This is a genomic window from Priestia sp. TGN 0903 (assembly GCF_050846855.1).
GTDB classification, from domain to species: domain Bacteria; phylum Bacillota; class Bacilli; order Bacillales; family Bacillaceae_H; genus Priestia; species Priestia zanthoxyli.
The window spans coordinates 106,791-129,030 of sequence record NZ_JBOZGL010000005.1; the positions used below are offsets into that span (position 1 = coordinate 106,791).

The 22,240-nt window shown below is 39.6% G+C and carries 23 protein-coding genes; 5 read left to right on the forward strand and 18 right to left on the reverse strand.

Annotated features, from left to right (window positions below):
- Nucleotides 1-54: 54 nt before the first annotated feature.
- Nucleotides 55-2,292 (reverse strand): protein translocase subunit SecDF, encoded by a 2,238-nt coding sequence (gene secDF, locus ACRPLY_RS18050; RefSeq protein ID WP_328170660.1) that lies wholly within the window; start codon nt 2,290-2,292, stop codon nt 55-57.
- A gap of 137 nt (nt 2,293-2,429) precedes the next feature.
- Complete coding sequence (locus ACRPLY_RS18055) at nt 2,430-2,723, reverse strand: post-transcriptional regulator (protein ID WP_028411692.1); 294 nt, start codon at nt 2,721-2,723, stop codon at nt 2,430-2,432.
- Nucleotides 2,724-2,787: 64 nt separating this feature from the next.
- On the opposite strand from ACRPLY_RS18055, the gene spoVB reads away from it, so the two are divergent.
- On the forward strand, nt 2,788-4,398 hold the full coding sequence (gene spoVB / locus ACRPLY_RS18060) for a stage V sporulation protein B (protein WP_028411693.1): 1,611 nt from the start codon (nt 2,788-2,790) through the stop codon (nt 4,396-4,398).
- 20 nt (nt 4,399-4,418) lie between these two features.
- On the opposite strand, the gene ACRPLY_RS18065 is transcribed toward spoVB, so the two are convergent.
- Complete coding sequence (locus ACRPLY_RS18065) at nt 4,419-5,072, reverse strand: DUF421 domain-containing protein (protein ID WP_028411694.1); 654 nt, start codon at nt 5,070-5,072, stop codon at nt 4,419-4,421.
- 146 nt (nt 5,073-5,218) lie between these two features.
- Between ACRPLY_RS18065 and ACRPLY_RS18070 the strand changes: the two genes are divergently transcribed.
- Complete coding sequence (locus tag ACRPLY_RS18070) at nt 5,219-5,602, forward strand: TIGR04086 family membrane protein (RefSeq protein ID WP_034265495.1); 384 nt, start codon at nt 5,219-5,221, stop codon at nt 5,600-5,602.
- Nucleotides 5,603-5,637: 35 nt separating this feature from the next.
- Here the strand turns inward: ACRPLY_RS18070 and yajC are convergent, their stop codons facing one another.
- The 7 genes from yajC to ACRPLY_RS18105 all read right to left on the reverse strand — a co-directional run bounded on the left by yajC (nt 5,638) and on the right by ACRPLY_RS18105 (nt 10,848).
- Nucleotides 5,638-5,901: a preprotein translocase subunit YajC gene (yajC, locus tag ACRPLY_RS18075; RefSeq protein ID WP_028411695.1), complete on the reverse strand. Its 264-nt coding sequence runs from the start codon at nt 5,899-5,901 to the stop codon at nt 5,638-5,640.
- Nucleotides 5,902-5,973: 72 nt separating this feature from the next.
- On the reverse strand, nt 5,974-7,113 hold the full coding sequence (tgt, locus tag ACRPLY_RS18080; protein WP_013059317.1) for a tRNA guanosine(34) transglycosylase Tgt: 1,140 nt from the start codon (nt 7,111-7,113) through the stop codon (nt 5,974-5,976).
- A gap of 23 nt (nt 7,114-7,136) precedes the next feature.
- A complete protein-coding gene (gene queA, locus ACRPLY_RS18085) occupies nt 7,137-8,165 on the reverse strand; it encodes a tRNA preQ1(34) S-adenosylmethionine ribosyltransferase-isomerase QueA (protein ID WP_028411696.1) in 1,029 nt (342 codons plus the stop codon).
- A 23-nt stretch (nt 8,166-8,188) separates the two neighbouring features.
- A complete protein-coding gene (locus tag ACRPLY_RS18090; protein ID WP_028411697.1) occupies nt 8,189-8,389 on the reverse strand; it encodes a DUF2905 domain-containing protein in 201 nt (66 codons plus the stop codon).
- Nucleotides 8,386-9,387 (reverse strand): Holliday junction branch migration DNA helicase RuvB, encoded by a 1,002-nt coding sequence (gene ruvB, locus ACRPLY_RS18095; protein WP_028411698.1) that lies wholly within the window; start codon nt 9,385-9,387, stop codon nt 8,386-8,388. The genes ACRPLY_RS18090 and ruvB overlap by 4 nt, the downstream gene beginning before the upstream one ends.
- A gap of 16 nt (nt 9,388-9,403) precedes the next feature.
- A complete protein-coding gene (gene ruvA / locus ACRPLY_RS18100; protein WP_028411699.1) occupies nt 9,404-10,015 on the reverse strand; it encodes a Holliday junction branch migration protein RuvA in 612 nt (203 codons plus the stop codon).
- Nucleotides 10,016-10,311: 296 nt separating this feature from the next.
- The gene (locus ACRPLY_RS18105) at nt 10,312-10,848 is read right to left on the reverse strand and encodes a BofC C-terminal domain-containing protein (RefSeq protein ID WP_028411700.1); all 537 of its coding nucleotides are present in this window, start codon (nt 10,846-10,848) and stop codon (nt 10,312-10,314) included.
- Nucleotides 10,849-11,139: 291 nt separating this feature from the next.
- On the opposite strand from ACRPLY_RS18105, the gene ACRPLY_RS18110 reads away from it, so the two are divergent.
- A complete protein-coding gene (locus tag ACRPLY_RS18110; protein ID WP_165635126.1) occupies nt 11,140-12,219 on the forward strand; it encodes a YsnF/AvaK domain-containing protein in 1,080 nt (359 codons plus the stop codon).
- 103 nt (nt 12,220-12,322) lie between these two features.
- Here ACRPLY_RS18110 and ACRPLY_RS18115 read toward each other — a convergent pair whose 3' ends face one another.
- The 6 genes from ACRPLY_RS18115 to nadB all read right to left on the reverse strand — a co-directional run bounded on the left by ACRPLY_RS18115 (nt 12,323) and on the right by nadB (nt 19,057).
- Nucleotides 12,323-12,982 carry a YhcN/YlaJ family sporulation lipoprotein gene (locus ACRPLY_RS18115; protein ID WP_033579658.1) on the reverse strand — a complete coding sequence of 220 codons (660 nt, stop codon included), beginning with the start codon at nt 12,980-12,982 and terminating at the stop codon, nt 12,323-12,325.
- A 94-nt stretch (nt 12,983-13,076) separates the two neighbouring features.
- Entirely contained in the window at nt 13,077-14,042 is a 966-nt protein-coding gene (locus ACRPLY_RS18120; protein ID WP_231099271.1) for a phosphotransferase, read from the reverse strand.
- Entirely contained in the window at nt 14,032-15,312 is a 1,281-nt protein-coding gene (gene safA, locus ACRPLY_RS18125) for a SafA/ExsA family spore coat assembly protein (RefSeq protein WP_165635125.1), read from the reverse strand. The genes ACRPLY_RS18120 and safA overlap by 11 nt, the downstream gene beginning before the upstream one ends.
- A gap of 214 nt (nt 15,313-15,526) precedes the next feature.
- Complete coding sequence (gene nadA, locus ACRPLY_RS18130) at nt 15,527-16,627, reverse strand: quinolinate synthase NadA (protein ID WP_034265535.1); 1,101 nt, start codon at nt 16,625-16,627, stop codon at nt 15,527-15,529.
- Nucleotides 16,584-17,477, reverse strand: coding sequence for a carboxylating nicotinate-nucleotide diphosphorylase (gene nadC, locus ACRPLY_RS18135; protein WP_028411706.1), 894 nt, complete (start codon nt 17,475-17,477; stop codon nt 16,584-16,586). The genes nadA and nadC overlap by 44 nt, the downstream gene beginning before the upstream one ends.
- A gap of 35 nt (nt 17,478-17,512) precedes the next feature.
- Nucleotides 17,513-19,057, reverse strand: a complete 1,545-nt coding sequence (gene nadB / locus ACRPLY_RS18140) for an L-aspartate oxidase (protein WP_432232079.1) — start codon at nt 19,055-19,057, stop codon at nt 17,513-17,515.
- Between the two features lie 89 nt (nt 19,058-19,146).
- Between nadB and ACRPLY_RS18145 the strand changes: the two genes are divergently transcribed.
- Complete coding sequence (locus ACRPLY_RS18145) at nt 19,147-20,283, forward strand: IscS subfamily cysteine desulfurase (RefSeq protein WP_165635123.1); 1,137 nt, start codon at nt 19,147-19,149, stop codon at nt 20,281-20,283.
- A gap of 15 nt (nt 20,284-20,298) precedes the next feature.
- Nucleotides 20,299-20,844, forward strand: coding sequence for a transcription repressor NadR (locus ACRPLY_RS18150; protein ID WP_028411709.1), 546 nt, complete (start codon nt 20,299-20,301; stop codon nt 20,842-20,844).
- Between the two features lie 29 nt (nt 20,845-20,873).
- On the opposite strand, the gene pheA is transcribed toward ACRPLY_RS18150, so the two are convergent.
- Together pheA and ACRPLY_RS18160 are read right to left on the reverse strand one after the other, a co-directional pair.
- Complete coding sequence (pheA, locus tag ACRPLY_RS18155) at nt 20,874-21,746, reverse strand: prephenate dehydratase (RefSeq protein ID WP_028411710.1); 873 nt, start codon at nt 21,744-21,746, stop codon at nt 20,874-20,876.
- Nucleotides 21,747-21,774: 28 nt separating this feature from the next.
- Nucleotides 21,775-22,224, reverse strand: a complete 450-nt coding sequence (locus ACRPLY_RS18160; RefSeq protein ID WP_028411711.1) for an ACT domain-containing protein — start codon at nt 22,222-22,224, stop codon at nt 21,775-21,777.
- Nucleotides 22,225-22,240 lie beyond the last annotated feature (16 nt).

Genomic DNA, 22,240 nt, shown 5'->3' on the forward strand with positions numbered 1-22,240 from the left:
CGCCTTAAATTTTCACGTACAAAAAAACGTGCGAACACTTCGCACGTTTTTGAATTACTTGCTTTCTACTTCTTTTTGTTCCTCACGCTTCAACTGTTTACCTTTCCACACAAGCCATAGCTGCGCAGCAATAAACACAGATGAATATGCACCAAGAATTAAACCTACTAACAGGGCAATTGAGAAGTTTTGAATGGACTCACTTCCGAATACAAGAAGTGCTACAACTGCAATCACAACTGTTAACACGGTATTCATCGAACGAGTAAACGTTTCGCGTAAACTTAGATTTACGATAAATGCTAAATCGTCAAACGTTTTGGATTTAAATTTCTGCATATTTTCACGAATGCGGTCAAACGTAACGATTGTATCGTTAATTGAGTAACCAACAATCGTCAAGACAGCGGCGATAAACGTTAAATCTACTTCTAACTTTGTTAAGCTAAAGACCGTAACGATAAAGAACGCATCATGCAGCAGAGCAAGCACGGCTGCAAGCGCCATGTAAAACTCGAATCGAATCGTTACATAGATGATAATTCCAATTGAAGCAATCACGATCGCCATCATTGCATTTTTCGCCAGTTCTTTTCCAACTGTCGGCGAAACGGTGCTTACGTTTGGTTCAGAACCGTATTTGTCTTTAAAGTGGTCTTTTAAATTAGCAATTTCTTTTTTATTCAAGACCCCAACTACACGTACGACACCCGTATCATTACTTTTTCCTGTAATAACTATGTCATCCGTTTTGATATCAAGAGACTTCATTTCACGCTGTATCTCAGCCTGCGTAACGGTATGATTTGCGGGAATCTCTATGCGAGTTCCGCTCGTAAAGTCAATACCGAGGTTCAGCCTAAACACAGCAACCGAGATAATACCGATAATCACGAGCACGCTTGAGAATGTGAAGAACGCTTTACGGTATTTAACAAAGTCAATTTTATCCCACGCTGTAGGTAAAACGGTTGTGCCGTCATCTTTGCTTAAATCGTGAATTTGCTCTTTCTTCACGCCAAAGTAGCCTGGTTTTTTATCAAACCAGCGGCTGTTTACTAAAAGGCTCATTAATAAACGCGTACCGTATACGGCCGTAATAAAACTTAGCACAATCCCAATCATTAATGTTGTTGCAAATCCCTTTACTGAACTTTGACCATAAAAGAACAGTACAAGAGCCGCTAACATTGTTGTAATATTGGCATCAAAAATGGTCGCAAGTGAGCGACGATTTCCTGCCCGGTAAGCCGATATAACAGACCTTCCTGTTTTCAGTTCATCTTTAATCCGCTCGTAGGTAATAATATTCGCATCTACTGCCATACCTACGCCGAGAATAAGAGCCGCAATCCCTGGAAGCGTCATAACCACGTGCATCCAGTCAAATACAACTAAGTTTAAGTAGATATAAAAACTGAGTGTAATAATGGCAACAAGCCCCGGTAAACGGTAGAAAAACAGCATGTAAAGGAAGATAATTCCGATGCCGATAATACCCGCTAATATAGTCGTATGAAGAGCTTCTTCTCCAAACTGAGCTCCAACGGATGTAGAGTATAGCTCATCTAATTTAACTGGCAGCGACCCGGCATTTAACAATTCCGCCAGCTGCGTTGCACTTTTCACTGTGAAGTTTCCACCTGAAATTTCAACATCTGGCTGTGTTAACACGCTGCTAACAGAAGCTGCAGACAGGTACTTCGGATTTTGTTTTGCTGATTCTTTTTGGTACGAGTCTTTTCCTTCTTCATAATCCAGCCAAATGACAATTAAATTGTTAGGTGCTGGTTTTTGAGAAAGCTCTCGCGTAATCTTTTCAAATTTTTTCGCATTTTTTAACTTTAGTGAGACGCTAGGCTGATTGCTTTGGTCAAACGATTGCTTTGCTCCGCCTTGCGCTAAGTCTGTACCATCCATCAGCACCTTATCGTTCACGTCACGGAACGTTAAGTTTGCTTGAGTTGATAACAGATCCCTGGCTTGCTTTTGATTCGTGACACCAGCTAGCTGAACACGGATGCGGTCGTTTCCTTCAATTTGAATGCTGGGCTCACTAACTCCCAGTACATCGACACGTTGACGCAGCGCTTCAACCGTGCTGTTAAGTGCCTTTTTGTCAATGACATCGCCTTTTTTAGCTGGACTGACTTTATATAAAATTTCAAATCCACCTTGAAGGTCGAGGCCAAGTTTAATATCTTTTGTAATTCCAGTCATCGTTGTTCCGATTGTACTAAACACAAGCAGTACTAAGAGGAAAAAGGCAACGATACGTCCTCTTTTAACCATCGACAGAAAATCCTCCTTCTTATGTAAAAAACATGAAATGATAACAATAGATAAATGACCAATCTAATTATCATTCATAACCTAATGTCTGTCAAATAAAGACCTTATCAAATTTTAATACATGTATTTTACAAACTCTACTTTAATAATTCTTTCCAGTCTTCTCCATTATTAACACTTGAGAACATATCAGATTTATAAGATTCAATGGTTACATAGCTCATCACCTGCGTGATCTTAACAGATAAAATATCATTTACAACTTGATGGAGAGATAGCTCCTTTTCTTTTTTCCATTTTTTCATTTCCAAATAACTCAATAAATCGTTCTCCGTTACTTCTTCATATCCGAGCATATGAAATTCTTCCATTTTGCTGGATACGACAGGCTGTATAAGTTCTTTCGAAGCTGAAATAAATGGATGTGTCATATTGATCCTCCTTTCCGTTTGACATTTTGCGTAAAATTTCTTTCTCGTATGAGGAATACTTGTCATGCTTGGACACCGACGGCGCATATATTCACTGTATAAACCTCAAGAAAGCAGTGAGTATATGTCTAAATTTTTACAGGGAACTATTATTTTAATAATTGCTGGCTTAATTACACGTGTACTCGGGTTTGTCAATCGAATTGTGGTGGCTCGAATGATTGGAGACGAAGGTGTGGGACTTTATATGATGGCGGTCCCCACGCTGGTATTAGTAATCACCTTAACACAGCTTGGGCTACCGGTTGCCATTTCAAAGTTAGTGGCAGAAGCAGAAGCTTTAGGTGACAGGCATAAAATAAAAAAAATACTTGTCGTCTCTTTAAGTATTACGTGTACGCTGAGCGTTTTATTTACGCTCGGACTAATATTATTCGCTCCCGTTGTAGCAAAAACCTTCTTTACAGATTCACGTACGATCTATCCGCTGCTTGCGATTATTCCTGTTATTCCGATCATCGCCGTGTCGTCTGTCATTCGCGGATATTTTCAAGGAAAGCAGCAAATGAAGCCCGCTGCTTATTCTCAAATTATTGAACAAGTGGTGCGAATTACGTTAATTGCTGTCTGTACAAAAGCATTTTTACCTTATGGAATTGAGTACGCCGCGGCTGGCGCTATGCTCTCTTCGGTATTTGGAGAGCTCGCTTCCCTGTTTTACATGGTGTTTATGTTCAAGCGAAAGAAGAAAATAACGGTAAGACGAAAATTTTTTGCTTCTTTACATGCGGGCAAAGATACGTTCCTTGACTTAATGCGAATCGCTCTTCCCACGACAGGAAGCCGCATGATTGGGTCAATTTCTTGGTTTTTAGAACCTATTGTAGTAGCTCAAAGTTTAGCAATTGCAGGAGTAGCGACAGCGGTAGCAACGAAGCAGTACGGAGAATTAACAGGCTTTGCACTCCCTCTCCTGATGCTGCCTTCTTTTGTAACGGTGTCTCTATCCACTTCTTTGGTTCCCGCAATCAGTGAATCTCTTGCACAGAATCAAATGAAACAAATCGAATATCGGCTTCATCAAGCTCTCCGCTTGTCGTTTGTAACAGGCGGACTGGCCGTTGTTGTTCTTTATGTATTTGCTAATCCGGTAATGGAATTGATGTATGGTTCTGACAAAGCTGCTATTTTTGTCAAAGTCATGGCGCCTTTTTTTATCTTTTATTACTTTCAAGGGCCGCTTCAAGCTGTTCTGCAGGCGCTAGACCTTGCAAAAGCCGCCATGATTAACAGTTTTATAGGAGCAGCGGTCAAAACGTCTCTTATCTTCTTACTCGCAACTCAGCCCAATCTAGGCATTATGGGAGCTGGCCTTGCAATTGTTGTGGGAATGATGCTTGTCACTCTTTTACATCTGTCTACGGTCATGAAAAAAATCACGTATAAGCTTCATGTGTTTGAGTATCTTCGCAGCTTTGCTGTAATGGGCATATCAGGCTTTATTGGACACTTTGCTTATATGAACCTTTTCACTTCCATCCCGTTAAGCTTACGAACCATTTTATCAATTGCACTGACAAGCTTTGTATATGTACTGTTTTTGCTGCTTTTTAGACTGATAACAAAAGAAGAATTAAATCGCTTTTCTGTTTTACGTTATTTTAAACGAAAATAAAACGCGGAGCACTCCGCGTTTTATTGTTTCACATCTATTAAATCTATAAAAAATTTTCCGTTGTCGTAGCTGCAATATGAAATCTTGTCTAAGTTTGAATGCCCCAGTTTCTCTAACTCCTGCCTTAACCATTCCGTTGTTTTATGTTCATGCAACAGATGCTCTTCTTGAATAACGCCGTCAATGATAAAAGGCAAATTCAAATTGCCTTTTTTACCTGATTGCTGATCTTTTTCAAACACGGATAGCCTTCCTGAAGATTCTAAAATAGCAAATTCAACATCAGCTACATTTTTTATATTTTTATCTCGTAGCTGCACAAGCAAATCATTGAAGTTATATCGCTGCCTTTTCATTTCATGTTCATTTATTTTTCCATTTTCAATGATAATACTAGGTTTACCATCAATAAAATTTCGCATTCGATTGCTTTTAAGAGACCATATAGCTAAACCAATTTGAATAATAAGAAGCGTTAACATCGGAAGAATTGAATACAGCAAAGGATCTTTTGGGTTTTCAATAGCCATTACTGCCATTTCAGCAATCATAATAAAGACAACTAAATCCAAAATGCTCAGCTCTCCTATTTCCCTTTTGCCCATAACGCGAAAAATAATTAAAACTACTACATACAAAAGCACGGTTCGCGCAACCATGATTAATAGTTCCACTGCAAAGACCTCCTTTATGTATTCCCTTGTAGTTTGTACCATTTATTTTAAAATAGCCTTACTTTTATGCGTCTATTTTGAAGTCATCCCGAATATGCTCGTACTAAGGGTTCACCTATCTTTTTATTTCATGAGGGGGAAACAAGTTGGGTGCAAAACGAATGAGCAACGCTGTATTTGCAGGGGTAGCAACAATCTTAGTGATGGCTTTAGCGATTAGCATTATCTTTTCGCTTATTTTAAAATTCACATCGCTTGAAGAACAGTCCGTACGTTTATTTTTACTTATTCTCTCATTTATTACACTGTTTATCGGAGGATTTATCGCGGGAGGACGAAACGGTTCAAAGGGACTGCTTGTTGGAGGAGCCACTGGTATTTCTTATTCTTTTTTAATGTTTTTGCTGCAATTCCTCGGCTATAGTCACCTGTTTTCTGCACAGCAGCTTTTATTTCACGCTGGGTTTATTGGAGTCGCTATTCTCGGGGGAATTGTTGGCGTAAACATTTCCGGTTCACGAGAAGCATAAAAAAACGTCACGTACATGTACGTGACGTTTTTTTATTAATCTACGCTTCTTACTTCACGAATAGCATTGCGGTCAAATGTTAATTTTGAACCGTCAGTGCTGCGAACCACAACTTGTGACTCATCGATTGCTTCTACCAAACCGTGCATACCGCCAATTGTAACAATCTTATCACCTTTTTTAAGTGCTGATTGCATTTGCTGTACGTTTTTTTGACGTTTTTGCTGTGGACGGATTAACAAGAAATAGAAAATGACAAACATTAAAAGTAATGGCCAAATATTTTGTAAAACACCCATGAAAACTCCTCCTTTTATTTATATTATCAACAGGTACTCATTCATAAATTTGATGAAAATTCCTGTAGTGACCTAGAAATTCTTTGCGTCTGGGCCGTTAAACCCATATTTTTCAAAGAACTCATCGCGGAAATCGCCAAGTCGGTCTTCGCGAATGGCTTCACGGACTTGCTCCATTAAGTTTAGCAGAAAATATAAGTTATGGTAAGATGTTAAACGAATTCCAAACGTTTCATTACAGCGAATTAAGTGGCGAATATACGCTCTTGAATAATTTTGACATGTGTAGCAGTCACAGTTTGGATCAATCGGACCGAAGTCTTCTGCATATTTGGCATTTTTAACAACAAGACGACCTTCACTTGTCATAAGCGTTCCGTTACGTGCAATACGCGTTGGTAATACGCAGTCAAACATGTCAATCCCGCGAATTGCCCCATCAATTAACGAGTCAGGTGATCCTACTCCCATTAAATAACGAGGTTTGTCAGTTGGCAAGTATGGCGTCGTAAACTCTAGCACACGATTCATCACATCTTTTGGCTCTCCAACTGACAGGCCTCCCACAGCATAACCTGGGAAGTCCATTGATACTAAATCAGCTGCACTTTGACGGCGTAAATCTTCAAACTCTCCGCCTTGAACAATTCCAAAAAGACCTTGGTCTTGAGGGCGGCTGTGAGCCTCAAGGCATCGCTCTGCCCATCGGCTAGTACGCTCTACTGAACGTTTTAAGTAGTCATACTCTGCTGGATAAGGAGGGCATTCATCAAATGCCATCATAATATCAGACCCAAGCGCATTTTGAATGTCCATCGCTTTTTCTGGAGATAGGAAAAGCTTGTCTCCATTCAAATGGTTGCGGAAATGAACGCCTTCTTCTTCAATACGGCGCAAATCGCTTAAACTAAAAACTTGGAAGCCGCCTGAATCTGTTAAGATAGGACGATCCCAGTTCATAAATTTATGCAGACCACCTGCTTTTTTAACAATTTCATGACCTGGACGAAGCCATAAATGGTACGTATTACTTAAAATAATGCCTGCCCCCATTGCTTTTAAATCTTCCGGAGACATTGTTTTTACTGTAGCTAATGTGCCTACTGGCATAAAAATAGGCGTTTCAAATGAACCATGAGGCGTGTGGACAATACCTAAACGCGCTCCTGTTTGTTTACAAGTTTTTATATGTTCGTAACGAATTGCTGTCATTGATGTATTCCTTTCATGTTAAATTACACGATTAGCATCGCGTCGCCGAAGCTGAAAAAGCGATACTTCTCTGCTACAGCTTGTTCATAGGCAGAAATGACGTTTTCTCTTCCTGCTAAGGCACTTACAAGCATAATGAGCGTAGATTTTGGAAGATGGAAGTTTGTAATCATTCCATCAATTGCTTTAAATTCATACCCTGGGAAAATAAAAATATTGGTCCAGCCTGAAGAAGCAACAAATTTTCCGTTATGCTCAGTTGCAATTGTTTCAAGAGTACGGGTAGAAGTTGTACCTACTGAAATAATGCGTCCGCCTTTTTCGCGTACGCTGTTTAGTAAAGCCGCGGTTCCTTCACTCACTTGATAAAACTCTGCGTGCATATCGTGCTCTTCTAAGTCGTCAACGCTGACTGGACGGAACGTACCTAATCCGACATGAAGCGTTAAAAATGCAATATGCACACCTTTTGTTTTTAACTGTTCAAGCATCTCTTCTGTAAAGTGAAGACCTGCTGTTGGCGCTGCTGCAGAACCTTGCTCACGGGCAAAAACCGTTTGATAGCGCTCTTGATCATCCAAACGTTCTTTAATATAAGGCGGCAGCGGCATTTCTCCTAACTGTTCAAGCACCTCATAAAAGATGCCTTCATAGTTGAATTCTAGCAAACGTCCGCCTTGATCGCTCGTTTCTTTGCATACAGCAGTCAGACGTCCGTCACCAAACGAAATAACCGTTCCTTCTTTTACTCTCTTAGCCGGTTTTACAAGCGTCTCCCACGTATCGCCTTGTGTTTGTTTTAAAAGCAATACTTCAATATTAGCACCTGTATCTTCTTTTGTGCCAAATAAACGTGCAGGAAGAACACGCGTATCGTTTAACACTAAACAATCTCCTTCTTGCACATAATCAAGAAGGTCATGAAACATATGATGTTTCACATTTCCTGTTTCTTTGTTTAATACCATGAGTCTTGATGCATCTCGCTGCTCAAGTGGTGTTTGCGCAATCAATTCTTCTGGTAAATGAAAATCAAATAAATCTACTTTCAAAATGTTCACCTGTTTCTACTTAATTATTTAAACCTGCCAATTACATAAAAAATAAGTGATAACACAACGCTTACTAGGATACATGTCACAATTGGGAAATAAAAGGTTGTATTTCCTTTTTTAATAAAAATATCGCCAGGAAGCTTGCCAACGAACTGCCATAACAGCCCAATGACTACTAAAATGCCTCCTAATGTGATCAGCATCTTAGGCATATCATTCACTGATCAGGCACCTCCAGCTGAAAATGATCATAAACCAAAGGAGTCACAATTCGTCCTCGAGGCGTTCGCTGCAAAAAGCCAATTTGTAGTAAATAAGGCTCGTATACATCTTCAATCGTGTGAGATTCTTCACCAATAGTAGCTGATATTGTATCTAAGCCTACAGGCCCGCCTCTAAATTTTTCAATAATCCCTCTTAATAATTTATGGTCAATATGGTCAAGACCTAAACGGTCCACCTGTAACATTTCTAATGCTTCAGTAGCAAGGGTTTCAGTTATAGCTCCGTCTCCTTTTACCTGGGCAAAATCTCTGACTCTTCGAAGCAAGCGGTTCGCAATACGTGGAGTTCCTCTAGCACGCCTAGCCATCTCAAACGTCGCTTTCTGATCAATCTCTACATCTAAAATAGCTGCTGTTCTTTCTACTATCGAAGCAAGATCTTCTTCTTGATAGTATTCCAAACGGCTTAAAACGCCGAAGCGATCACGTAAAGGAGAAGATAAAAGCCCTGCTCTTGTTGTTGCACCTACTAGCGTAAACGGAGGCAAATCAAGACGGACAGAACGTGCACTCGGCCCTTTTCCAATCACAATGTCCAAACAGAAGTCTTCCATTGCTGGGTACAGTACTTCTTCAACAGAACGATTTAATCGATGAATTTCATCAATAAAAAGCACATCTCCAGGCTCTAAGCTGGTTAAAACCGCGGCTAAGTCGCCTGGACGCTCAATGGCTGGCCCTGAGGTCGTTCGGATTTGCACGCCCATTTCATTAGCGATAATAGTGGCAAGGGTTGTTTTACCTAATCCTGGAGGACCATATAAGAGCACGTGATCTAACGTTTCGCTTCGCATTTTGGCAGCTTTAATAAAAATGTCAAGATGGGATTTTACTTTATGCTGACCAATATACTGCTGTAAGGTTTGCGGCCGCAAACTTTGCTCGATGATTTCTTCTTCACCAAGAACATCTCCCGTTACAATACGATCGTCCATTTTACTCCTCCCTTACTTATTGTTTCAATAATCGTTTTAGCGCTTCTTTAATATACTGATCTGTTGTCATCGTTTCCTTCATTAAAGCTGGAACAATTTTTTTGATTTCTCTTTCTGCGTAACCTAATACTTTAAGTGCTTCAATCGCTTCATCGAGTGCTTCTGAACTTTGAGATTTGACTTCTTGTGCGTCCAAATCTGCAAATAAAGAAGGAACGGCATCTGGTACAATATCATGCAGCTTTCCTTTTAAATCTAGAATCATCTGTCGAGCTGTTTTTTTACCTACTCCTGGAAACTTAACTAAAAACTTCTCGTCTTCCTCCTCCACAGCTTGGACAACCTGCGCTGGATTACCTGACGCTAAAATAGCTAAACCGCCTTTTGGGCCGATTCCTGACACGCTAATTAACTTCATAAATAAATCCTTTTGTTCTCGCGAAGCAAACCCGTAAAGTGCAATTACGTCTTCTCTTACATATTGATAGGTGTAAACCGTTTTTGGTTGTTCATCAATTGAAAACACGTATGGATTCGGCGTAAAGACCTGATAGCCTATTCCGTTGTTTTCAATTACTATATACTCAGGATTTATATATGTAACCGTGCCTTTGATATAATCAAACAATAAGCTCTCTCCTTACTCACGTACGCGCGGGCAGTGACCTTCCATCTTACCTATGAAGAGTCCTGCCCGCATCGTTCTCTATTTTCCTTTACAGTTCCTTTTAAAAAGACGTTCAAGAGAACGTTCGCCTCTTTTCATCTTTCTCAACCCACTTTCACAATAGCTGTAAAAAATAGAACCGCCCACTTTTATTGATGAATGACCTTTTAAGTTATATACAATACTAGACTGCTGAATACCATTTTAACATATCGCCAAAAGCAAATAGAAGCAATTTAGAATGTTGAATTCAATAATTATTTTACCATACTAAAAAACGGCTGCTTGATCGAAAGCGGCCGCTGCTGGAGCTGATAGATTTTATAGAAATTAATGAGGGAAAGATATTCATCTTTTGATTGAACGCGAATACCTTTCTTTAATTGTTCATGCTGATAGCTTTCAAGCCTTTTGATGTCAATTTGAAAAAACGACTGTATAATGTGCTGCGACGAAGCTGGCTTGCCTTCAAATGCTGAGAGAATACCGTTAACAGAAAGCCCTACGTAGCCGTTGTCTTTTAAAATAGGTGAAATATCGTCTATGCTTGTTCTAAAAACTAGCTCTCGATCGGTTTCTTTAAGCAGTCGCCAATTTTTATATTTTTTCATTAATTGTTTTTTTGTCATAGAAGGGCTTTTAATCATCTCTTGACTTACGACTCCATCCACATACACGCGCTCAAGAAATAATGTCATCGGCTCCTTTTCATTCGCATCTGCACGGTATGGCATTATACAAAGCACAATACTTACTAGCATTAAAAAAGCTGCTTGATGAATGACTTTCTTCACTCACCTTCACCTCACACGTTAATCATACTCTTTTTAGTATTATCTAAAAAGGTTTTGTGAAAATCTACACTAATAGTTTGACCTACTTATTTTCTTTTATCCTCTTATTTTATGAAACGAATCCTTTTCACGATATTATGTTAAGAAAACATGGAGTATTTGTTACATTTGCACACTATTTGTAAAATTTTCTCTTAAACGTTTTAATTAAATTTTCGCAGGGTATGTACATAGTGGAAGTAATTGTAAGGACTTCTATTATCTATTTTCATAAAAAAGGGAGCTGAAGTAATGAGAATGAATAAACGTGTAGTCGGAACTTTTTTTTCAGAAAAAGAAGCTTTAGATGTTATCCATAATTTAAAACGTCAAGGTTATCGAGAAACAGACATCATGGTCATTTCTAATAGTAAAAGCAATACATTTCAAATAGGTCATGATACAAATGTAATTATTGAAGCTGGTTCGCCTGCCGTAAGTTCATTAGCTGGCGTCATGATGGATAACTTTTTTACCATGATGACAGGCGGCATGGGGCTCAAACAAGGAAGCGGCTTGAAATCAAAATTAATCCGCATGGGCATCCCAGACATCTCAGCCGTGCAGTGCGAGACAGATGTAGCTGCTGGTAAAATTCTAATTTTGATAGATGCCGTAAGCTCTGAACAAACTCCAGCGTACGGAACCTATACGGAACACAACGAGCATAGAGCTGTCCAACTGCGTGAAGAAAAATTAGATGTCTTAAAAGAACGCGTTCAAGTAGGTGAAGTAAAACTCCACAAAAAAGTAATAGAGGAAGAAAGAACTGTACACGTTCCTGTTACAAGAGAAGAGTTTTATATTGAACGCCGCCCTGTAATTGACGGAGACTATAACGCTGGCCCACTTACAGAAGATGAAATTATTCGTGTTCCAATCATGGAAGAACGAGTAGAAATAACCAAAAGACCAGTTATTGTTGAAGAAGTAATTATAGGAAAAAAACTTATTCAAGAAACAAAAGAATGGACTGAAACGATTAAGAAAGAAGAAGCAAGCGTAGAACCTGATGGACTCGCGAGCGCTGAAGTATACGAAAATATGATGAACTATACAGACCATACTTACGCTCAAGTTTCTGCAGCTCTAGCAAGCGACGTGGAAGCTGAATACGAAAATAGTCAGACAACTAACAACGAGAAGCCAAACACACAAGCTAATAAGACAAGCTCTTCTGCAAAAAATGTTAAAAATACAAAAAGTGTCGCTACGGCACCAGCAGATACGAAAAAAAGAGAAGGTCGCCTCAAACAAAACGAAACTAACGCTCAAAATGAAGAAGCGGAATCTAAAACAACAAACAAATCTGCTTCTAACAAGAAAAATTAATAGTTACATGTTCGAGGAATAGCTGCCTGGCTTCAATGGCAGCTTTTTTATATGTATTCTCATCAAAAAAACAGCCGCCCTTCACAGACAGCTGCTTCTTCATTTAACGATGTTTATGATTGACATTCTCATCGACTGATTCAAATAGACCATTGAAATTAGTTTGAATCGTATTTCGGTCTTTTCCATTTCGAATATCGTCATCAAGAGAACGAGCATTCATAAATACATCGTGATCTACTTTTACTTGAACATTGTAGTCCTTCGCAATAGGCTTTACTTTATCGAGCACATTTTGTCTTAAACGGCCGTTATTTATGTCTTTGGCAGGATCCACAGCAACTAATAGCTGATCTCCACGGACAACGGCGCGACTATTTTCTACACCTTTAACGCTTGCAGCTCGATCAGCCACTTTTTCCGTAAAGTCTCTTGGATAATCTTCACCATAATACATATTAGCAACGCCATTTGTACGATCATTTGTATTATTGATGTTTCCATAAGGGTTTGTCGGATTGTCAAAACGTCCATCACTTACGTTTAACGGATAATTAGGTGTTCCATTCCCATCTAAAACTTCGGTCATTGGACCTTTCGGATTATCTACGCGATGTTCATTCGCTTTTTCATTTGTATGATACCCAACAGGCTGTGTCGTATCTGTATAGCGTTGTTCCATACCTTGGTCTTTGTTATTGCAAGCGCCAAGTCCCATCATACATGCAAAAGCTAAAGAAGTTGCTACATACCTATTCAACATAATCGCCCCCTAATTTAAGCTCTATTTACTCTGAGCTTACTATTAGGATTAAAAGACAAGCCGTTTCTTATTCGATGAAGTGTTTATAAACTCTTTACATGTCATGTAGGTTTTGTAAGTGCTGGTAAATCACTCGATAAAACCGCGTACGCTGTGACCATTCTTCAACTGATTGCTGCATTAACCTTTGACGGTTTGCCCATGATAAAGCAGAGGGGTTTATATTCCAGTTTCTCATCAGCATCGATGGAAATAGCAAAGAAGCAAGAAAAAAACGCTGCTTGCTTAATTCTTTTATTTTCGAGTGTTGAAGTAGTTCTTTCATCGACCACTGGACGTAAGGCAAAAAGCGCTGGGCCAGCTGAACATAGTCATAAAGAGCAGGAGCTTTAGCCGCTAAGTCAAAATCAATCATAACAATACCCAAGTGGTTTGTTTTCAAGAAATTATGTGAAGCAACATCACCATGAATAATAGAATAGTTCAACCCTCTATCTTTGAAGCGCTCCATTAAGACTAAAGCTTTTTCTCCCCAAGTCACAATATCTTTATATACATGAAATTGATTAAATTCTCTAAATATGTGTGATGCTTCTCGAAAAGAGGAAAGCCGCTTTTTCCATTTTAAAATAAGATCATACTCAGAAAGCTTTGTATACGCGGCTATTTTCTTTTTATGAACTTCTCCATGATAGCGGCTCAATGCTTGTAATACTTCTTCTCGATCCTGAAAACTTTCATACGTTACCTCTTTTACTTGCTTAACAAAGGGCATCATCGCCCAATACAAATGACGGTCCTTTATATAAAGTTCACCTTGTGGGTAAGCTTCGAAATTAACAGCGTACCCTTGTTGAATCTGAGATAAAAAATGATAAACATGTTCAATTTTACCTTTATCTCTGTAAGCTTTTATTACTTTTTTTCCTTTATTCGTATCCGCTATGATGACATGAGGCTTTTTCATACGGTAGGTCTCAACTTGAATATCTCTTTTTTTCAAATAGAGAAAGAGACGATTTAAATTAAAATCGTCTCGTGTATAATAATCAATCCTCATCTTCGTCGTACTCATCATATTCTGGAATACTAAATGCATTTGGGTCAAACGCAGGATACGGAGGTACACCAATCATGCCATATGGGGCTGGATAGGGTGCCCTTGGGTCCTGAAAGCCATAAGGTACCTGCTGCTGGTACTGTGGATAAGGCTGCTGTGGTGCATAGTCTTCAGGTCGTGGTTCACCGCAGCCGCAGTCTCCTTGCTGCTGTGGCGCATAGTGCTGCCCATAATGGTAAGGCGCGTTTCCAAAACCTTCGGAAGAACTTTCATAATGGCCACCTGTCATAGCTCCTTGCACTTGTGGATACATCGGTGCTTGATGATAGGCCGGATAAACGGGCTGCTGATATCCCCATGGAGGCGGACAAGGAGAACATTGTACTGGTCCATAGCAGCTGTGTGGCATCATTGGATACATTGGCATCGGTGCCATGTGAGCGCCCATTGCATGTTCTTCAAACGATTCGTTTTCATAACCGTGATGATACATTGGAGCCTGTTGATACATTGGCATTGGATATGGCTGCGGTGCATACATTGGCGGATGACACGGCATATAATTAAATCCGCAGCCTGGCATCACAGGCGATATTGGCATGATTGGGTAACATGGCATTTGAGGAGGCATTTCTATACTCTCCATCTCAGGACTTTCTGGCGATTCATGCTTGGGTAGTTCTTTTGGTGCTTCTTTTTTTGGAGCCTGCATCGCCATATTAACTGTGTAATAATTGTTAATATCAATCTCAGGTGCAATTGGCTTTAATTTAGGAAGCTTTGGCGCAACTGGCATTTCTTTTTTAGGCTGAACAATTGGTGCTTCTTTTTTAGGCTGGGCGACCGGCGCTTCTTTCTTTGGCTGCGCAATCGGCGCTTCCTTTTTCGGTTGAGCAATCGGTGCTTCTTTTTTAGGCTGGGCAATTGGTGCTTCTTTTATCGGTTGCATAAACGGTGTCTGAGCAGGCTGATTAGCTGACTTTTTCTCATCTGGACTTTCATCAATTTCCGTTACTGGATAAGCTTTTGTGGATTGGTCACTATAAGGGTGTTGAACTTTAGGCATTTCTTTTATCCCAGGTGAAGGAGCTCCTTCTTTTTGAACAGGCACTCCGCTTGTCGGCACTTTAATTTTCATTCCAGGCATGATCATATCTGGATTGCTTAATTGAGAATTCGCTTTTTTTAACTCTTCAAAATTAACCCCATACTTTTCAGCGATTTTCCAAAGGGTATCCCCTTTTTGAACGATATGGATTTTCAACGTCATTCCCCTCCCGAGTAGAGTCTCTGCCATCTATATGTGCAAAATCAAAGTAAGTTCTGTTTGTTCATCACAAGATATGCCTTGAACCATTTTTTTATTCATTTTGCCCACAGTTTGGTTCAAGTTTTTATGATAAAGAAAAAAAGACTTATCAACACAAACAATATGTCAATAAGTCTTCTTTTAGACCTTCTTTGTTTAATTGTCTTAAAAATCTTTATGCTCGTTCTAACATATTCGTTAGGGCTTTGATAGCACCTTCTGCTGTATGTTTATCCACCTTGATTTGATTTACTTCTTTTCCTTCTTCGATGCTTTCTAAAGCCCACAGCAAGTGAGGCAAATCAATTCGGTTCATCGTCAAACAAGGACACATATAGGGATTAAGTGAAACAATTTCTTTATCCGGATGACTATTGATAATCCGTTTCACTAAGTTCATTTCCGTGCCAATGGCCCATTTAGAGCCTGAAGGAGCTTGTTCAATTGTATCAATAATATATTTTGTAGAACCTGCATAATCTGATTTTTGCACCACTTCATGGGAACACTCTGGATGAACAATAATATTCATCCTAGGCTGCTTCTCGCGTAAATAATCAATATTTTTAACCGTGAAATTTTCGTGCACAGAACAGTGACCTTTCCATAGAATCACCTTGATGTTGTTTATATCGCCTTCATATTCAAGCATTTCTTCAATAGGATTCCAAATGGCCATTTCATCTAGTCCAACACCTAAATCATAAGCTGTGTTTCTGCCCAAATGCTGATCTGGTAAAAAGAGAATGCGCTCTTTTTTAGAAAATGCCCACTCCACCATATTTTTTGCATTTGAAGATGTTACTGTTGCACCATCATGTTCGCCTACAAAAGATTTAATTGCAGCTGTAGAATTTACATACGTAAGCGGAATAATCGTATCTCCGAAAAGATCCTGCAAGACAGGCCATGCCTTTTCTGTTTGCTGAATAGTAGCCATATCAGCCATTGAACAGCCAGCTCGCATATCGGGTAAAATGACTTTTTGGTTTTCATCTGTTAAAATATCAGCTGTTTCTGCCATGAAGTGAACGCCGCAAAACACAATATGCTCAGCTTCTCTATTTTCAGCCGCTATTTGAGCCAGCTGTAAGGAGTCTCCTACCGCATCTGCAAACTCGTACACTTCGTCTTTTTGATAATGGTGGCCGAGCAGAAACAATTTGCTTCCCAGTTTTTTCTTGATTTCTAATACTCTTCTTTTCATTTCATTTTCTGTGAGCTCCGTATATTTAGCGGGCAGCGTTTGCTGCTGAAGCGTTTGTAATAAACTCATCATTTTCTGTTCCCCTTTCTGTTAATAAGTCCAAGCTGATATCGATAGACCCTGCTGAATGCGTTAAAGCTCCAAGTGAAATATAGTCCACTCCGCTGTCTCTAAAAGAATGGAGCGTGCCAAGCGTAATTCCACCGGATGCTTCTGTGACAATATGAGCGGGAACCAGCGGTATCCAATCTTTAATGACTTCTGGAGAACAGTTATCGAACATAATGACATCTGCTCCTGCCTCTATTGCTTCTAGCAATTGACTTTTATTTTCAATTTCTACTTCCACCTTAACCATATGTCCAAGCTGCTCTCTTACTCTCACAACAGCGTCTAGAATAGATCCTGCATGTGCAATATGGTTATCTTTTAACATGACGCCATCGTACAAGCCAAAACGATGATTATAACCTCCTCCAGCACGAACGGCATACTTCTCTAACATTCGCAGACCAGGCGTTGTTTTTCGCGTGTCACATATGCGGGTATGTGAGCTGCCAAGCATCGCTACGGCTTTGTGCGTCATCGTGGCAATGCCGCTCATTCTTTGAAGTAAGTTTAAAATTACCCGTTCACCGGTCAAAATAGATCGCACGGATCCTGAAACGGCAGCTATTTTATCTCCAGGCTTAAGAACATCTCCATCTTTTTTTTCGAAATCCACTTTCACATTAGGGTCTATTAAATGAAATCCTTCTTTAATCAATTCCACTCCTGCGATAATACCTGATTGCTTTGCCGTAAACACAGCCTTCCCTTGGTCAGACGGAGAAAAAATAGCTTCACAAGTTATATCTCCATCTCCAATGTCTTCTATAAAAAAAGAATGCAACAGTGTTTGTAATTTCAACGTGTTCATTATGCTACCTCACCTTTCTTTTTAGATTTCCTTGCTTATAAAATCAATGATTGTTTTGTTGAAGCAGCAGACTGCTTAATAATTCGCTTATGCTCCCACTCTTGCTTTTCATGCGGAAAGTCACTTCGGTAATGACCTCCTCTACTTTCTTTTCTTGCAAGAGAGGACTCGGCAATAAGCAGACCTGCAGTTAGCATATTGCAGATGGTTGCAGCTTCCCTCGAATATATAACTTCTTGATCAAGAGGTATTCCATCCAAATAATTTGTGAATTCATGCACAATGGTAGCCAATTCGTTTTCATGACGAATGATTCCTACACAATCCATCATTTTATGCTGAATTTGTCTTGTGGCAGGCAGTATTTTAGGCATGCCTTTATAGACGTAACGAACGGGAGTATAACGAGATACCGTTCTCGCTTTATGTAAAATATGACGCCCTGCCCGTTTTCCGAATACAAGACACTCTAACAATGAATTGCTTGCTAGACGATTTGCTCCATGAACGCCTGTAGAAGAAACTTCCCCCACGGCATACAATCCTTCAACACTTGTTTGTCCGTAAGCATCTACTTCAATTCCACCCATTAAAAAATGTGCGCCCGGAGTAACAGGTATTCGTTTTTTATCCAATTGAATTTTATACTTTCGACACAGTGCCGTAATCGTAGGAAATTTTTGTTCAAAATGAGCCACTTTTTCAATGTCTAAAAATACGGATCTTCCTTTTTTCATTTCATTAAAAATCGTCCTTGCTACAACATCTCGCGGTGCTAAATCCTTAAAGAGATGAACGCCTTCCATTATGCGTTCATTCCATTCATTTACCAGTACACCACCTTCACCTCGAACCGCTTCGGATACTAGACCTTTCGCTTCCTTTTGATACAAAAGGGTCGGATGAAACTGAACAAATTCTAAGTCCGCTAATTTTGCTCCAGCCCTGTACGCAAGCGCTAGCCCATCTCCTGTCGCAAGCGACTGGTTAGATGTATGCTTGTACAAAGCGCCGATTCCTCCGGTAGCAATAATGGTTTGGCGAGCATAATATATAGTAATTTTGTTGTTTTCACCTTGTCCGATAGCACCTCTACACGTTCCATCTACAGTTACTAAATGCTGAATCATTTCGTTTTCAATCACTGTAATATATGGCAGTACTTCTTTTTTCAAAAAAGCGAACAGCGCTTGTCCTGTTGCATCCCCACCTGCATGCAGAATACGATTGACACGATGGGCTCCTTCTTTTCCAAAATGCAGCGTACCATCTGGATTTTTATCAAACTTCATTCCTTTATGAATCAATTCATTTACTACAGCCGCACCTTCTTCCACTAAAGTGCGTACCGCTTGTTCATTGCAATGCTTATTGCCCGCAATCAACGTATCATAGAGATGTTCACTCCAGTGATCGCTGCTTCCAATAGCAGCTGCTACTCCGCCTTGAGCAAGAACTGAGTTATTGCGGTCAATTTTCCCTTTCGTTACCATTACAACTCTGTTATGACGACACAGTTCATAAGCTGCAGAAAACGCTGCTAATCCGCTTCCAATAATTAAAACATCCGTCTCTAACATTTTACACCTCTTTATTTACATGTGTCTTGACACCTATATTTACATATTATTAAATGAAAGACAAGAAGTTTTTTTATCGGGGGGAGAAAATGATTTATCTGGACTATGCAGCAACAACGCCAATGAGACAAGAAGCAATTGAGGTATATACTGAAGCGGCAACGAGCTATTATGGAAATTCCAGCAGTCTTCACACACTTGGAACACAAGCAGAGAATCTGCTTACACTATGCAGAAAAAAATTAAGTCTGTTAATAAATTGCCGAGAGGATGATCTTTTTTTTACAAGCGGGGGAACAGAAGCTAATTACTTAGCTATTCACTCTCTTTTAAAAGGAAACACTAGCAAACGAAAACATTTGGTTACAACGAAGCTTGAACATTCTTCAGTTCTTCATACGTTGCAGCAGCTTGAAAAAGAAGGCTTTTCCTTATCTTACGTACCTGTAGATCAAAACGGCGTTGTGTCTGTAGACGACTTAAAGAAGACGATTCGACCTGACACTGTGCTAGTAGCCATTCAGCATATCAATCATGAGCTCGGTACAATTCAGCCAATTGAGGATATTGGCCATTTTTTATCTCAAAAAGAAATTCTCTTTCACTGTGATTGTGTTCAATCTTTCGGTAAGCTTCCTATTGATGTTAAAAAGCTGAAAGCTGATAGCATCTCAGTTTCTAGTCATAAAATTTACGGACCAAAAGGTGTAGGAATGGTATACATGAATTCAAGTTCTTCTTGGAAGCCTATTTATCATAAAGCAACTCATGAAAAAGGCTTTCGCCCTGGGACTGTAAATACCACAGGCATTGCTGCCTTTACTGCAGCAGCTGAATGCGCATATGCAGAAATGAAGACCGCCAGAAGCCATTATGAGCGCTTAAAATCGTACTTACTGGAAAAACTAGAATCTCTTGCTCCTTTTATAGAGGTAGAAGGCCTTGGGAACTCTCATTTTCCTGGAATTATTGGACTGACATTTTCAAACATACAGGGTCAATATGTTATGTTACAATGTAATCGTCACGGAATTGCTATATCTACGGGAAGTGCCTGCCATGTAAATCAGCAGGAACCATTAGCTTCTTTACTTGCAATTGGCAAATCGACTGCGAATGCTAAGAACTTTGTACGTCTTTCATTTAGTCAACATTCAACGTTTAAGCATATTGATCGACTCATATCCGTTTTTCATTTATTACAGCAAGAATTTATGACAGTGTAAAAGGAGGGATTAAAGGTGCCAGGAACTCAAAAGAAAATTCTTGGAGAAGAAAGAAGAGAACTTATTCTACAATGGTTACAAACAGAGAATAAACCAATGACGGGCAGTGAGCTTTCGAAAAGAACAAACGTTAGCCGCCAAGTCATTGTACAAGATATTTCGCTGCTTAAAGCTAAAAATGAGCCCATTATCGCAACAAGCCAAGGATATATTTATATTCAAAATCCATCTCAAACTACCGTGCATCAGCGAATTATTGCCTGTCAGCATACGCCAGAAGATGCTGAAAAGGAGCTTCTCCTGCTTGTTGACCACGGCGTTCTCGTAAAAAATGTAACCGTTGAACACCCTGTGTATGGTGAATTAACGGCTTCCGTTATGATTCAAACCCGAAAAGAAGTAGAAACGTTCATAAAAAAAATTCAAGAAACAAACGCAACTTATTTATCTCAGTTAACAGAGGGGATTCACCTTCATACGATTGAAGCAGATACAATTGAAAAACTGAATGCTGCCTGCTTAGCTCTTGAAGCGGAAGGTTATTTAGTTTCGAATGAGTAAAAAGGTGTTATAACAAAAAAAATCCCGCTTTAAAGCGGGATTTCTGTTTCAAGTAGTGTATGAGGATAGCTTCCTAACAGCTCTACGCTACAGCCTAGTGCCTCAAGTTCAGCCATAGCCCCAGGGATTAATACTTCATCCATTTTTTGTTCAATATCAACGATAAAGAAATAGTTTCCAAGCCCTGTTTTCATGGGACGGGATTCAATTTTAGACAGATTTAGCTTACGCCAAGAGAAAGCTGAAAGCACTTGATGAAGCGCTCCTGCCTGATCAGATGGAAGTGTAATCATTAACGTTGTCTTGCACCCGTTTCCAGCTAAAAATGGCACCTCTTGCCCTCCATCTTTATGCAAAATAACAAATCTTGTTGTATTATGATCATAATCATGAATGTTCGGGCAAGCAATATGTAATCCATATTCACGGGCTGCTAATCCATTCGCAATAGCTCCAATATTAAGCTCAGGGTGTTCGCTTACATATTTAGCAGCAAACGCCGTTGATGTCATCTCTTCTACTGCAGTTGACGTACATTCTCCGTGTAAAAATTTATGACACTGCGCAATTGCATGAGGATGAGAATAAATCGTTTCAATGTTTTTCCACTGTTCTGCATGAGATGGATGAACCATTAAATGCTGACGAATTGGAAGCACAATTTCTCCAACAATCGGCAGACGACGTTCGTGAATAAGATAATCAAGTGTTAAATTTACAGATCCTTCAAGTGCATTTTCTAACGGTACAATTCCATACTCAATTTCTCCTTTATCCACTGCGTCAATGCATGCTGGAATTGTTTTGTATGGAATATGGTCGTGCTGTTTAAATACGCCTTGGACGGCCACATGTGTAAATGTTGCCTTTGGTCCTAAATATCCTACTTTCCCCACAATCATGCCTCTCCTTATCTATATCTGTTTACCATTATGCCCCTGAACCAAGCACGTCCACTTTATCTACAAACTCTAAGCTTTTCAGTCTTCGCAGCATTTCATTTAACTCAACACTCATACTTGCTGTATCTAATGAAAGAGTTACGTTGGCACGCCCTTGTAAAGGGATGGTTTGGTGAATTGTTAACACATTGCATCCTGATGATGCAACGGTGCTCAATAAATGTGATAAAGTTCCTGATCGATCTTCAATATGAAAAAATAGTGAAATAATGCGCTGTTTGACAACCGTCTGAAACGGAAAGACCGTGTCGCGGTACTTATAAAAAGCACTGCGACTCAAGTCTACGGCTTGTACAGCATCTGCTACCGACTCAGCTTTTCCCCGTTCAATTAACAGCTTCGCATCCAATGTTTTTTTCATCGCTTCTGGTAATACATCTTCGCGAACTAAATAAAACTGCTTATCGCTCTTATGCAAGTAAAGCCCCTCCCCT

Excerpts from the sequence above, each read along its gene's own strand:
- ACRPLY_RS18055 (WP_028411692.1), bottom strand. The coding sequence starts at position 2,723 with ATGACACATCCATTTATTTCAGCTTCGAAAGAACTTATACAGCCTGTC.
- ACRPLY_RS18120 (WP_231099271.1), bottom strand. The coding sequence starts at position 14,042 with ATGAGGATTGATTATTATACACGAGACGATTTTAATTTAAATCGTCTC.
- yajC (WP_028411695.1), bottom strand. The coding sequence starts at position 5,901 with ATGGGTGTTTTACAAAATATTTGGCCATTACTTTTAATGTTTGTCATT.
- nadA (WP_034265535.1), bottom strand. The coding sequence starts at position 16,627 with ATGAGTTTATTACAAACGCTTCAGCAGCAAACGCTGCCCGCTAAATAT.
- tgt (WP_013059317.1), bottom strand. The coding sequence starts at position 7,113 with ATGACAGCAATTCGTTACGAACATATAAAAACTTGTAAACAAACAGGA.
- ACRPLY_RS18145 (WP_165635123.1), top strand. The coding sequence starts at position 19,147 with ATGATTTATCTGGACTATGCAGCAACAACGCCAATGAGACAAGAAGCA.
- spoVB (WP_028411693.1), top strand. The coding sequence starts at position 2,788 with ATGCTTGGACACCGACGGCGCATATATTCACTGTATAAACCTCAAGAA.
- safA (WP_165635125.1), bottom strand. The coding sequence starts at position 15,312 with ATGACGTTGAAAATCCATATCGTTCAAAAAGGGGATACCCTTTGGAAA.
- secDF (WP_328170660.1), bottom strand. The coding sequence starts at position 2,292 with ATGGTTAAAAGAGGACGTATCGTTGCCTTTTTCCTCTTAGTACTGCTT.
- ACRPLY_RS18115 (WP_033579658.1), bottom strand. The coding sequence starts at position 12,982 with ATGTTGAATAGGTATGTAGCAACTTCTTTAGCTTTTGCATGTATGATG.
- ACRPLY_RS18110 (WP_165635126.1), top strand. The coding sequence starts at position 11,140 with ATGAGAATGAATAAACGTGTAGTCGGAACTTTTTTTTCAGAAAAAGAA.
- ruvB (WP_028411698.1), bottom strand. The coding sequence starts at position 9,387 with ATGGACGATCGTATTGTAACGGGAGATGTTCTTGGTGAAGAAGAAATC.
- pheA (WP_028411710.1), bottom strand. The coding sequence starts at position 21,746 with ATGATTGTGGGGAAAGTAGGATATTTAGGACCAAAGGCAACATTTACA.
- nadC (WP_028411706.1), bottom strand. The coding sequence starts at position 17,477 with ATGAACACGTTGAAATTACAAACACTGTTGCATTCTTTTTTTATAGAA.
- nadB (WP_432232079.1), bottom strand. The coding sequence starts at position 19,057 with ATGTTAGAGACGGATGTTTTAATTATTGGAAGCGGATTAGCAGCGTTT.